General features: G+C 69.1%; 7 protein-coding genes. 4 read left to right on the forward strand and 3 right to left on the reverse strand.

Going from position 1 to position 12,025, the window contains the following annotated elements; all coding sequences use genetic code 11:
• Window positions 1–65 precede the first annotated feature (65 nt).
• Window positions 66–722, forward strand: coding sequence for a transglycosylase SLT domain-containing protein (locus Q0938_RS06055; RefSeq protein WP_299360247.1), 657 nt, complete (start codon window positions 66–68; stop codon window positions 720–722).
• Here the strand turns inward: Q0938_RS06055 and Q0938_RS06060 are convergent.
• Complete coding sequence (locus tag Q0938_RS06060; RefSeq protein WP_299360248.1) at window positions 710–2,677, reverse strand: cation:proton antiporter; 1,968 nt, start codon at window positions 2,675–2,677, stop codon at window positions 710–712. The genes Q0938_RS06055 and Q0938_RS06060 overlap by 13 nt on opposite strands.
• Complete coding sequence (locus Q0938_RS06065) at window positions 2,677–6,594, reverse strand: hypothetical protein (RefSeq protein ID WP_299360250.1); 3,918 nt, start codon at window positions 6,592–6,594, stop codon at window positions 2,677–2,679. Before Q0938_RS06065 ends, Q0938_RS06060 begins: the two co-directional genes overlap by 1 nt.
• Window positions 6,595–6,783: 189 nt before the next feature.
• Between Q0938_RS06065 and Q0938_RS06070 the strand changes: the two genes are divergently transcribed.
• The gene (locus tag Q0938_RS06070) at window positions 6,784–7,698 is read left to right on the forward strand and encodes an SIMPL domain-containing protein (protein WP_299360252.1); all 915 of its coding nucleotides are present in this window, start codon (window positions 6,784–6,786) and stop codon (window positions 7,696–7,698) included.
• A 264-nt stretch (window positions 7,699–7,962) separates the two neighbouring features.
• Entirely contained in the window at window positions 7,963–8,580 is a 618-nt protein-coding gene (locus Q0938_RS06075) for a trimeric intracellular cation channel family protein (RefSeq protein WP_299360254.1), read from the forward strand.
• Between the two features lie 51 nt (window positions 8,581–8,631).
• Here the strand turns inward: Q0938_RS06075 and Q0938_RS06080 are convergent, their stop codons facing one another.
• Window positions 8,632–9,939 carry an O-acetylhomoserine aminocarboxypropyltransferase/cysteine synthase family protein gene (locus tag Q0938_RS06080; protein ID WP_299360255.1) on the reverse strand — a complete coding sequence of 436 codons (1,308 nt, stop codon included), beginning with the start codon at window positions 9,937–9,939 and terminating at the stop codon, window positions 8,632–8,634.
• 264 nt (window positions 9,940–10,203) lie between these two features.
• On the opposite strand from Q0938_RS06080, the gene Q0938_RS06085 reads away from it, so the two are divergent.
• Entirely contained in the window at window positions 10,204–12,024 is a 1,821-nt protein-coding gene (locus Q0938_RS06085) for a M3 family oligoendopeptidase (protein ID WP_299360256.1), read from the forward strand.
• Window position 12,025: the final 1 nt, after the last annotated feature.

A 12,025-nucleotide genomic window follows, 5' to 3' on the forward strand; every position in this document is an offset into this window, starting at 1 on the left:
AACGCGCGGTGGTTTCGGGCCGCGTCACGGACCCGGAACGAACCCCAGGACGGGAAGGAACTCGGATGCAAAGACTGATGGCAGCGCTGGTGCTGGCCGCGGGGCTGGCGGGGTGCGACACCGCCGCGGTGCGTCAGGCGGTCACCGCGCCCACGATCGTGCCATCCGAACGGCCCGGAATCGGCGCGACGGTGCTGTCGGCGCTGCCGGGGATCCAGCCCGGCATGACGCTCGCCTGGTCCGGACAGACGCAGTCCGACGAATGGACCGCCGCGACGCTGGAGGCGCTGCAGACCGAGGGCGTTTCCCTGCTCTCGGCGATGCCCGCCGATGTACTGGAGTATTGTCCCGGCTACTCCAGACAATCGCCACAGGACCGCGCCGCTTTCTGGGCCGGATTCCTGTCCAAGGTAGCCAGTGTGGAAAGTGGCTGGAACCCGCTGGCGAAGCGGGGCGACGCCGTCGGCATGCTGGGCATCACGCCCCGTGTCGCGCAAAGCCACGGCTGCTCTGCAAGTCTGCTGGACGTGCGGGAGAACCTGAAATGCGGTGTGCGGATCATGGCCCGCAACGTTGTCCGGGACGGCACCATCGGCGGTACTGACGCAGACGGCGCGTCCCGGGGCTGGCGCGGCGTGACCCGCGACTGGCTGTCGTTGCGATCGGCCGCGCGGCGCAGCGACGTGGCCAGCTGGACCCGGCGTCAAAGCTATTGTCGCTGACCTGACACCGGGGCGTCGGCCGCCGACGGTCCGCTGGACCGTCCTCCCGGCCGGGCGGTGAACGGGACGCTCAACCCGTGCTCGGGTTCTTCGTCCTGCTCGCCGTCGGCGTTCTCGGCGATGGTCCCCCTGCCGTGTGCGAAGCGTTCGATCAGCGCGTTCTCCATCGCCGCATTCAATGCGCGGGACCGGTCCACATAGGCCTGGTTTTCCTCTGTCGGGACGTCAGGCTTCCACACCTCCGCCAGTTCCCGCAGCGACAGCCGATCGTGGCGGTAGAATATCCGCTCGAGCTCGGCGGCCTCGTAGTTCGACAGCCCCGCATCCTCCAGCACATAGCGGCCGGCCCGCAGGCTGCTGTCGAACATCTCGCGGACGATATGGTCGGCGCCAGCCTCGTACAGCTGGTAGACATTCACGCGGTCACGCGCCCGCGCCACGATCTTCAGGTCCGGCCGACGTTCGCGCGCATAGCGGACCAGCCGCAGGTTGGCCGCCGGGTCGCCCAGCGTCGCCACCAGGATGCGCGCCTTGTCCAGCCCGGCCGCCGCCAGGATCTCGGGTCGGGTCGGGTCGCCGAAATATCCCTTGAACCCGAAACGACGCATCAGCTGGATGGTTTTCAGATCATGATCCAGGACCGTCGTCTTGAAGCCCGACATGGTCACCAGCCGATTGACGACCTGCCCGAACCGGCCCATCCCGGCGATGATGATCGGCTGCTGATCCTCGATCGGGTCGGCGCCGTGCTGCACCCTATCCTCGGCAAACCACACGATCAGCCGGTCATGCAGGATGAACAGCAGCGGCGTCGCCAGCATCGACAGGGCGATCACCAGCAGGAACGCCGCCGCGACCTCCGGCGTCAGGATCGTCAGCGCGACCGCGTACGAGGCCAGCACGAACCCGAATTCGCCGGCCTGGGCGAGGCCCAGCGTGAACAGTGTCCGGTCGCGTCGCGGCATGTCGGTCGCGCGCGCAATGAAGAACAGGACCAGCGCCTTGATCGCGATCAGCGCCGTGGTCACGCCGATGATCGTCACCGGATGGTTCGCGAGCAGGGAAAAATCCATGCCCGCGCCAACCGTGATGAAGAACAGCCCCAGCAACAGTCCCTTGAACGGGCTGATCTGCGCCTCGAGTTCGTGCCGGAACTCGGACCCAGCCAGCATCATGCCTGCCAGAAACGTCCCCAGCGCCGGTGACAGCCCGACCAAATTCATGAGCGAGGCGATGGCCACGACGATCAGCAGCGCCAGCGCGGTATCCATTTCCAGCAGCCGCGCCGAATGGACGAAACGGAACAACGGGCGAAAGAGATAGTTGCCCGCAAGGATGATCGCCGCGACTGCCCCGAGCGTCACCGACGCCGCAGCCCAGCCCGGCAGGTCGGCGATCAGCGTCACCTCGCCGTGCGCGGCCGCGCCATGGGTCGCCCCGGTCGCAAGCAGCGGCATCAGCGCGATCATCGGGATCACCGCGATGTCCTGGGTCAGCAGCACGGCGAAGGTCGCGCGACCGCCGCCGGTCTGCATCAGCGATTTTTCGGACAGGGTCTGCAGCACGATCGCGGTCGAACTCAGCGACAGGATCATCGCCAGTGTCAGCGCCACCTGAAAGCTCTGGTTCAGCGCCATCGCCGCAAGCGTCAGCAACACAATCGTGCCCAGAAGCTGCGCGCCGCCGAGTCCGATCAGACGCTGGCGCATGTCCCACAAGGCCCGCGGCTCAAGTTCAAGGCCGATGAGGAACAGCATCATGACGACGCCGAATTCCGCGAAGTGCTGCAGCTCGGTCATGTCGCCGTCCGTCCCGGTCAGGCCCATCACCGGCCCGATCAGGATTCCCGCGATCAGATAACCAAGCACCGACCCCAGCCCGAGCCGGGCCGAGATCGGAACTGCAATCACCATTGTCGCAAGATAGACAGTGGCGAGCAGCAGGAATGAGGCCATCAGCGCCCGCCGAGAATGGGCAGATCGTGCTGCCGTCCGCCCTTCACATAGCTGACCCGGCCCTTGCCGATTGCATTGATCGGGCCGCCGTCGATCTTGTCACCCAGCCGCACGGTGACGATCTTGCCGCTGCGCAGCCGGATCAGCGCACGGCTGGCGCGCCCCGCGCCGATGACGCCGATAACCTGGGTCTTGCCCAGGTCGAGCCCGCCAACCGTGGCGTTCTTGGTCACCATGTTCGACTGCGGCGTACGGGCCGTCGTGGCCGCCACCTCCGGCTCGGCATCGGCCTCGGGTGGCTTGTAGCTGCCGGTTCTGGCGATGGCCGCGCGTTCCTCGGCGGCAGCCTGGGACCGCGCCCTAGCCTCGGCGGCGGCCCTGGCCTCGGCGTCGCGGCGCGCATCCGCCGTCGCCTGGGCGCGCGCGCGCTGCTCGGCCTGTGACTGCAACTGCTGGTCGATCCGCTGCCGGTCCGCCTGAGCCGCCTGGCCCGCGGGGGGACCTGCCACCGGTGCGTTGGCCGGTGGCGCAACATCGGGATCTCGCCGAATCTCCTCCGGACGCCGTCCCGGGGCAGCGATGGATCGTGCGGCGGCTAGGGCGATGGCCTCGGCCGTGCTGTCCTGCCCGATCCCCGCGTCTCCTGACGGCACCGGCGTGATACGCGGACGGGCACGCGGGCTCGGCGAGGTCCCAAGACTGGCCAGCGATACCCCGCCCGGACTGACGGCGGTCCCGGAGACCGCCGCCGCAACGGCGCTGTCGACGGCGGCACTGTCCGTCACAGCGGCGGCAGTGGCACCAGCGCTGCGGGAGGCTTTCCCTGCACGAGGGCTGCGCACGGGACGGCCGTTCGCGGCCGCGACGGCACGGACCGACGCCGCCTCGGCCACAGCGGCGTCGATCGCCGACGATGTGGACGCCGGACTTGCGTCGCGCGCCTTGCGGGGCGGAGCGGCCGCCTGGGTCAGCGCCGACTCGATCGCGGACCGCGTTACGGCATCGCTGCGCGTTGGGCTCGAGCCAGCTGCCTTGGGACGGCGCGTCGGGCGAAGCTCCGCCAGCCGCGGAGCCGGAGTATAGAAGTCTGCAACGGCCCGCGGCCAGACAGCGGGTGCCAGCCGGGACATCGACGCGACTTGGATCACCTGCACCCGTGGAACGATCAGCGCCGCGCTCTCTGGTCTGCGCGGCGGTCGGGTGCCGGACGGGATCGGGGCCGGTTCCGGCGCGGCCTGCGGCGACCCGCCACTCGGGGACGCGGGACTTGTCGCGGGCGGAGGTGTCGCCCCCGAAGTCGTGCCGATCCTCGGACGCGGGGCGGGCTGCGCCGCCCCGCTGCCGGACGCCGGCACCTCAGGCCGCGCAGACGTCGTCTCGACAGACGCGGCGGGTTCGGGCCGTGCCGGCTTGGCAGCCGGGCGGGGGGCCTCGCGCGGCGCCGTGCCGCTGGTCGCCGCCGATGCGGTGGGCGGCGGGTCGGCCGAGGTCGCCGGCGGACGTGCAGGTGCCGGGCGCGACGGCAATGCTGCGGGCGGGCTAGCCGGCGTCGCGTCGACAGGTGCGGATGCTGACCCTGAAGCGGCCGTTCCCGGTTCGCCCCCTTCGACTGCGCTACTTGTAGCCGTCACGGGAGCCGTGCCGGCGCTTGCCGGCGCGTCGGCCGCCGCAGCATTGGCCTCGGCCAACGCCGCGTCGATATCGGCCGGATTGACTTGGGGAACCGGATCGGGACGAGCGGCCGGCTCGGTCTGGTCAACGATCGCGGCCTCGTTCCCCGCGGCTGGCACCATCGTGTCATCCTGAGCTGCGGGCCCGGTGCCGTCGGTCGCTCGTGCCGCGTCCTGTGGGTCAGTGATCGGGGAAGCGGTTGCTGGCGCTGCATCGGCTGGCTGATCCGCAGCGGATTCGCCAAGCGGCGGCTCAGCCTGGATGGGCTGGTCGGGGGTCAGTTGAGCGACCGCGGCTTCGCTCTGGCTTATCGCTGGCGCGTCCTCGCTGGTCGATGCCGGCTCTGCCGCAGTCAACGCCGACCCCGCTGCGGACGCGTCTGGCGATGCGGCACCGGTTGCTATCGACCCGGCTGCGCTCGTCTCACGCGATAGCGCCTCGGGCGGTGCGGGCTGGACCGGGACCGTACGGATCGTGGTGACCGGCTCGACCGCGGACGATCCAGTGGCAGGTGTCGTTGCCGCATCAGGCGCGGCGGCCGATGGCAACTCGGCCACGTTCGGCGGCGCAGGCTCGTCCTGACCAGTCGCGCCGGCGGGCGCCTCCGTCTCTGCCGGCGGGACCTCCGCGGCCGATTCCAAGGGCACGGACGTGACGGTGGCAGCCTCGTCGGCGTCGAGCACCGCCTGACTGACCGGAGCGGCCAGAGGCTCGGGGTCCGAGCTGCCGAACCCCCAGATCAGGGCCAGCCCCACGATCAGCGCACCGAGCATAAGCAGCAGGGTACCGGTCCCGCCCCGCTGTCCGGGCTTCCGAGCAAATTCAGTCCCCGGGGGTGCGCGGTGGATGTGCGGCGCAATTCCCTGGCCGTGCACTGGCACCGCCGCATCCAGTCGGGACGGCGACGTGGCTCCGCGCGCCAAGGTCGGGGCGGAGGTCGCAACGGCGCCGCCGGCAGCCTGCCGTGCAGGCCCGGTCCCGCGCGCACCAACAGGGTGGACGGGTTTACCCACGGATTGAAGCGGCTTGGCCGAACCGACGGTGGCGGAGGCGCTGCCCGCCGCGGCGATAGCGGCCGCGGCACGGGCGGGAGTAACCGGCGCACCCTTCTTTGCCGCCTTGTCGCCGGCAACTGCCCCGGGGGACGTGACCTCTCGTGCGGGTCGCGCCGGCCCTGCCTTGGCGACTGCCGGGGCGCCCGCTGTCGCGGTTGGTGGCGGGGCATCTTCGGCCGGCGGATCCACCGATGCGACCCCCGGCTGCGCCGCGTCTGCAGTCACGCCATCCTTTGTGGACGCATTCGCGGCCCCGGCATCCGGCGGAGTCGATGATTTCTCATCTACGCCGCCATCAGCGAAGGGGCGGCCGGGGTGCTCGCCGCTTTCCGTCTCGGCCTGCACCGGGCCTGCAGCGGTGCCCGGTTCGTTCACGCCAGCGGCAACGCGCGGTGGTTTCCCCTGCACGCCCTCGGCAGATACGGTGGGCGCCGCGGCGGTTCGGTCCCTGTTCCCGCTGGCGGGGTCCGGTCTGGCAGCAGCTTTGGTGTCAGCGTCGTCCTTCCGGGCCCTCGCCCCGGCATCCGCATCGTCTTCCACGTCTGGCGGCAGCACGTCGTCCATGTCCGGCTCTCCTTTCCTGGTCGCGGCAGCGACCTGCGTGGGCGCGGTCGCGTTCCCGGTGGGGACCACCGCGTCCGGCTGTGACGCCGCGGGGGACGGGGCCGAGTTGGCCGCCGGTTGGACAGGCGTGCCAGGCATGATGAAACGAGGCGCCCCTGGATAGGTGCCGTCCGGCGGGTCGGCGACGAAACCGCCGGGCGCGAAACCATGACGGCGGGCGAAATCCTCGGCCTCGCGCAGGGTCTGACGTGCCACGGCGGCGACCCGCACCCCGTCCTCCCCGTCGGACCGCCAGTCCCAGGCAAGCTCATGGACCGGATAGGGCGTCAGCCCGTCCAGCGCGCGACCGACCTCGTCCTCGTCACGCGGCGGCTCATCCACGTTCACCGAGGTGTACAATATCTGGTCGTCGGGGATCACCAACTGGACGGGCGCGGGCGAACCATCCGGCTGGCGCACTGCGGCCCGCAGACGGGCAATCTGGTCACGGAAATCCGTCGCATCGAACAACGCCCGGTCCTGCTCTCGCCAATGCGCCGAGCTTTCGGACGGGGCCGTCCGTTCCAGCAGATGCACGGCATCGTTGCTGAACGACAGGGCGAAATCGGGCGCTGCTTGGGTGCTCATGACCGGTGCTTTTCGTTGATGGCCGCCCGTCGTTCATGCGCGGTGCGATCCGTTTGCTGCTCGTTCTCACACCTACCCCACAACAGCTGCTGTGAAAAGCAAAACACTACATCGTGAGTGGACCTTGCCAGACGGTCGACGTTCGATTCCAGCGCGTCTTTCCATCCCTTCCACGGGCCAGAGGTCATCATGTCGTTTCCCGTTTCCCGCCCCGCCACCCGCATGATGCCGCTGCTGGCCATGGCGGCGATGCTTCCCGCAACCGCCTGGGCAATGCCGGGCTGCCGGGACATGGCCGGAGTCTCTGGCAGTCCGGACCTGCCCACCCTGACGGCGACCGGCGAAGGGCAGGCCCGGGTGCAGCCCGACATCGCGACGATCATGGTTGGGGTAACAGTGCAGGCCCCCACGGCCGGGCAGGCCATGGCGGACAATGCCGCCCGGCAACGGGCGGTGATCGACCTGCTCAGGGCCGAAGGCGTGGACGGCCGCGATATCCAGACGTCCGGCCTGAACCTGTCGCCGGTGCAGGATTATTCCGACCAAGGGCGCCCGCCGGTGATCACCGGCTATCAGGCCCAGAACATGGTATCGGTCACGATCCGGGACCTGGGTCGGCTGGGCCGTACCCTGGACATGCTGGTGGGCGCGGGTGCGAACGAGGTGCAGGGTATCAGCTTTGCGCGCGACGACCTGCAGCCGACCGAGGACGAGGCGCGGCGCAGGGCCGTCGAGAGTGCACGGCACCGCGCCGCGGTTCTGGCCGAGGCTGCGGGTCTGCAGCTGGGCGCTCTGGTCTCGATGTCGGACACGCTGGTCGGCGCGCCGCCGGGTCCGGTGATGATGATGGCGCGCGCCGAACGCGACATGGCCTCGACGCCGATCGAGGCGGGCGAGCTGAACGTGACCGCGCAGGTCACCGCGACCTACGTGCTGACCGGCGCCAACGGGGCCGGACCGGGGTACGGGAGCACCGGCCCCTGCGGCGACGGCGCCGGACCGGCTCACATGCTCGGACCACATGAGTGGCATGGCATGCTGCATGGTGAGATGAGCGACCCGTCCTGGCCCACGCAGGATTACCATTGGGGTCACGGCGGGTAAGCGATCCCTCTTCGGCGGCGGTTTGAGCGCGCCCGTTGCAGCGCCAGACGGACCTGAGGCTGAACCGGAACGTGCGAGCGCGCGCCTCCTGCCAGCCGGCGCACCGCGCAGCAACGGTGTCGCGTATTGGTGACGCCGTCGTTTTCCCGATTGTTCGGCCAGGTTGCGCCTTGAGAGATGGCAGCGGCCGTGTCAGGGACGCCATGACGGGAGTTGGGCTAGCGCCGTGCACCTACGGACAGCGCCGGAACCGGGGGGATCGGCATGGCGGCGACACTTCTGGGCCTCGGGCTCGACCTCCTCGGAACCTTTGTCTTCGGCATCAGCGGCGCGATGTTGGCGGTGCGGCGCGGGCTGGACATCTTTGGCATCACGGTCCTGGCGCTGGCCGCCGCGCTGGCCGGCGGGATGCTGCGGGATGTCGCGCTGGGGGTGACGCCGCCCGCGGCGCTGCAGGACAGCCGCTATCTGCTGGCCGCCATCGCCTCGGCCCTGTGCGTCTTTGTCGGCCACCGTCTGATCGAGCGGATCAGCAAGCCGGTCATGCTGCTGGATGCACTCGGCCTTGGGCTTTTCGCGGTCAGCGGTTGCCGAAAGGCGCTGCTGTACGGCGTGGACCCGCTGCCGGCGATCCTGCTGGGGGTAGTCACGGCGGTCGGGGGTGGCGCATTGCGCGACATGCTGGTGGCCGAGGTGCCCCGGGTCCTGCGCGAGGATGTATATGCGCTCGCGGCCTTGGTCGGCGCGATGATGGTGGTTGCCGGACAAGCGCTGGCCCTGCCCGGCGGGGTGACGGTCGTCGTCGGTGTCGCCGCGGCTTTTCTGGTGCGCGTGGTCAGCGTGTGGCGCGGATGGCAGGCGCCGAAGGCGCCGGGATCCTGAAAGGCTGCCGTGTTCCGGTCATCCCGGAACACGGCCTGCGACCCCCGCGGCCTATCCGGCCGCGGCCAGGGCCTGATCCAGATCGGCGATGATATCCGCGCAATCCTCAATCCCGATCGACAGCCGCACCAGATCCGGTCCGGCGCCAGCCGCGACCTGTTGTGCCTCGGTCAGCTGCCGGTGCGTCGTCGAGGCCGAATGGATCGCCAGCGACCGCGCGTCGCCGAGGTTGGCGACATGGCTGAACAGCTTCAGCGCGTCGATGAACCGGACGCAGGCATCATATCCGCCCTTCAACTGCACGGTAAACAGCGCCCCGGCGCCCTTGGGATACAGCCGCTGTACGCGGTCGTGCCATGGGTTGTCGGGCAGCCCGGCATAGCTGACCGCCGCCACCCGGTCGTGCCCGGACAGGAAGGTGGCGGTCCTTGTGGCGTTCTCGACATGGCGCGGCATCCGCAGTCCCAGCGTCTCGATCCCCATCAGCGTGTAATGGGCCGCCTGCGGGTTCAGCGTCATGCCGAGGTCGCGAAGACCAATGGCGATGGAGTGGAAGGTGAAGGCGGCAGCCCCGAACGTCTCGTGGAACTTCAGGCCGTGATAGGCAGGCTCGGGCGCGGACAGGGACGGGAACCGGTCGCTTGCCGACCAGTCGAAGCTGCCGCTGTCCACCACCACGCCACCCATCACCGTGCCGTTGCCGGTCAGGTACTTGGTCAGGCTGTGGACGACCAGCGTCGCGCCCATCTCGATCGGCCGGCACAGATAGGGCGTGGCCAGGGTGTTGTCGACGATCAGCGGGATGCCGGCGGCATCGGCGATCCGCGCGATGGCCGGGATGTCGGTGACATAGCCACCGGGGTTGGCGATCGATTCACAGAAGATCGCACGCGTGTTCTCGTCGATGGCGGCGCGGATCGCATCCTCATCGTCCAGATCGACGAAGCGCGCCGACCAGCCGAAGCGCTTGATCGATTGTCCGAACTGCGTCACCGTTCCGCCGTAGAGCCGGGTCGAGGCGACAATGTTCAGCCCCGGCCCCATCAGCGGAAACAGCGCCATGATCTGGGCGGCGTGCCCCGACGAACAGCAGACCGCGCCGGCGCCGCCTTCCAGCGCCGCGATGCGGTCCTGCAGCGCACCGACGGTCGGATTGGTCAGGCGGGAATAGATGTAGCCCACCTCTTCGAGGTTGAAGAGCCGCGCGGCGTGGTCGGCATCGCGGAACTGATAGGCGGTGGTTTGGTAGATCGGCACCTGGCGGGCGCCGGTCGCCGGATCGGGGGCGCTGCCGGCGTGAATGGCCAGCGTGTCGAAACCCTGTGGCGGCGTTTGCCCCGGTTCGGTCGGATCGGTCATGGTCATCCCCATTTTTGTCGCGACCCCGTGACTCGGGCCGCCATGCATCGTCGCGCAGACGCTAAGCGCCGCCGGAACCCGGCGCAATCAGGCGGGGCGACCGGTCTGCGCAGGGGCGATCCGCGGAAACGATCGTCCGGGCGACGCGCCGCGACTGGAACACGGTCCCGCGCACGACGCTTGCGACCGCGCGTGCGCGGGCAGCTTGAACCGGACCGCGCAAAGGGACAGATGGAGCCAGACACCCAGACGAAAGGAAGCCCGATGAACCACCAGCCCCTTCGCGATGCCGAACGTCCGGGCGGCACGACAGCATCATTGGGTCAGCTGCCGGACTGGGACCTGAGCGACCTTTACGCGGCCCCGGACGCGCCCGAACTGGCCCGGGATCTGGCCGAGTTGGAAACCGGCTGTGCCGGCTTTGCGGCCGACTATCAAGGGCGGCTGGCCAGCCTCACGCCGGCCGAAATGCTGGAGTGCATCGAACGCTACCAGCGCCTCGACATTCTGGGCGGGCGGATCATGTCCTATGTCGGGCTGCGCTATTACCAGAACACCATCGACGCGGCCCGCGCCAAGCAGATGAGCGACCTGCAGGCGCAGATCACGGACATGACCGCGCCGCTGGTGTTCTTCGGCCTGGAATTCAACCGCATCCCCGAGGACGTCTATCAGCAGATGTTCTCGGCCCCGTGCGGTCCGTCGCGCTACCGACCGGTGTTCGACCGGATGCGCGCAATGCGCCCCTATCAGCTGTCCGACGAACTGGAACGCTTCCTGCACGACAACAGCGTCGTCGGCGCCGCCGCGTGGAACCGGCTGTTCGACGAGACGATGGCGGCGCTGACCTTTGACGTGGATGGCGAGACGCTGGGACTCGAGGCCACGCTGAACTTGCTGACCGACCATGACCGCCCTCGCCGCGAGGCAGGTGCGCGGGTCCTGGCGCAGGTGTTCGGCGAGAACGTCAAGCTGTTCGCCCGCATCCACAACACGCTCGCCAAGGAAAAGGCCGTCGAGGACAAGTGGCGCAAGTTGCCGACGCCGCAATTCGGCCGGCATCTGGCGAACCATGTCGAGCCCGAGGTTGTCGAGGCGCTGCGCAACGCCGTCGTCGCTGCCTATCCCCGCCTGTCGCACCGCTACTACCGGCTGAAGGCGCGGTGGCTGGGGCTGGACCGGCTGCAGGTCTGGGATCGCAACGCGCCCCTGCCCACGGAAACGCCGCGCACGATCGGCTGGGACGAAGCTCGCAGCACGGTCCTGGACGCCTATGCCGGGTTCGATCCGCAGCTGGCTGATCTGGCGCGACCGTTCTTCGACAAGGGGTGGATCGACGCGGGCGTGAAACCGGGCAAGGCGCCGGGGGCGTTCGCACACCCGACCGTCACCACCGTGCACCCCTATGTGATGCTCAACTATCTGGGCAAGCCGCGCGACGTGATGACGCTGGCGCATGAGCTCGGCCACGGCGTTCACCAGCGCCTGGCCGCCGCGCAGGGCGAGCTGCTGTCCTCGACCCCCCTGACCCTGGCCGAGACCGCCAGCGTCTTTGGCGAGATGCTGACCTTCCGCGCCTTGCTGGACCGGACGACCGACCCGGGCCAGCGCAAGGCCCTGCTGGCCGGCAAGGTCGAGGACATGATCAACACCGTCGTGCGGCAGATCGCCTTCTATGATTTCGAATGCCGGTTGCACGCGGCGCGGGCCGAGGGCGAGCTGACGCCCGATGACATCAACGCGCTGTGGATGGCGGTTCAGCATGAATCGCTGGGCGACGCGTTCGAGTTCATGCCCGGCTACGAGACGTTCTGGACCTATGTGCCCCATTTCGTGCACTCGCCCTTCTACGTCTATGCCTATGCGTTCGGCGACGGGTTGGTGAATGCGCTCTATGCCGCCTACGAGGACCAGCCCGAGGGCTTCCAGGCCAAGTATTTCGACATGCTGCGGGCGGGCGGGTCCAAGCATCATTCCGAGTTGCTGGCGCCATTCGGCCTGAACGCGGCCGATCCGTCGTTCTGGGACAAGGGCCTGTCGATGATCGAAGCCCTGATCGACGAGTTGGAGCAGATGGAGGGCTGAA

This window comes from uncultured Paracoccus sp. (assembly GCF_947496875.1).
Classification (GTDB): Bacteria; Pseudomonadota; Alphaproteobacteria; order Rhodobacterales; family Rhodobacteraceae; genus Paracoccus.

Excerpts from the sequence above, each read along its gene's own strand:
- Q0938_RS06055 (WP_299360247.1), top strand. The coding sequence starts at position 66 with ATGCAAAGACTGATGGCAGCGCTGGTGCTGGCCGCGGGGCTGGCGGGG.
- Q0938_RS06065 (WP_299360250.1), bottom strand. The coding sequence starts at position 6,594 with ATGAGCACCCAAGCAGCGCCCGATTTCGCCCTGTCGTTCAGCAACGAT.
- Q0938_RS06075 (WP_299360254.1), top strand. The coding sequence starts at position 7,963 with ATGGCGGCGACACTTCTGGGCCTCGGGCTCGACCTCCTCGGAACCTTT.
- Q0938_RS06085 (WP_299360256.1), top strand. The coding sequence starts at position 10,204 with ATGAACCACCAGCCCCTTCGCGATGCCGAACGTCCGGGCGGCACGACA.
- Q0938_RS06080 (WP_299360255.1), bottom strand. The coding sequence starts at position 9,939 with ATGACCGATCCGACCGAACCGGGGCAAACGCCGCCACAGGGTTTCGAC.
- Q0938_RS06060 (WP_299360248.1), bottom strand. The coding sequence starts at position 2,677 with ATGGCCTCATTCCTGCTGCTCGCCACTGTCTATCTTGCGACAATGGTG.
- Q0938_RS06070 (WP_299360252.1), top strand. The coding sequence starts at position 6,784 with ATGTCGTTTCCCGTTTCCCGCCCCGCCACCCGCATGATGCCGCTGCTG.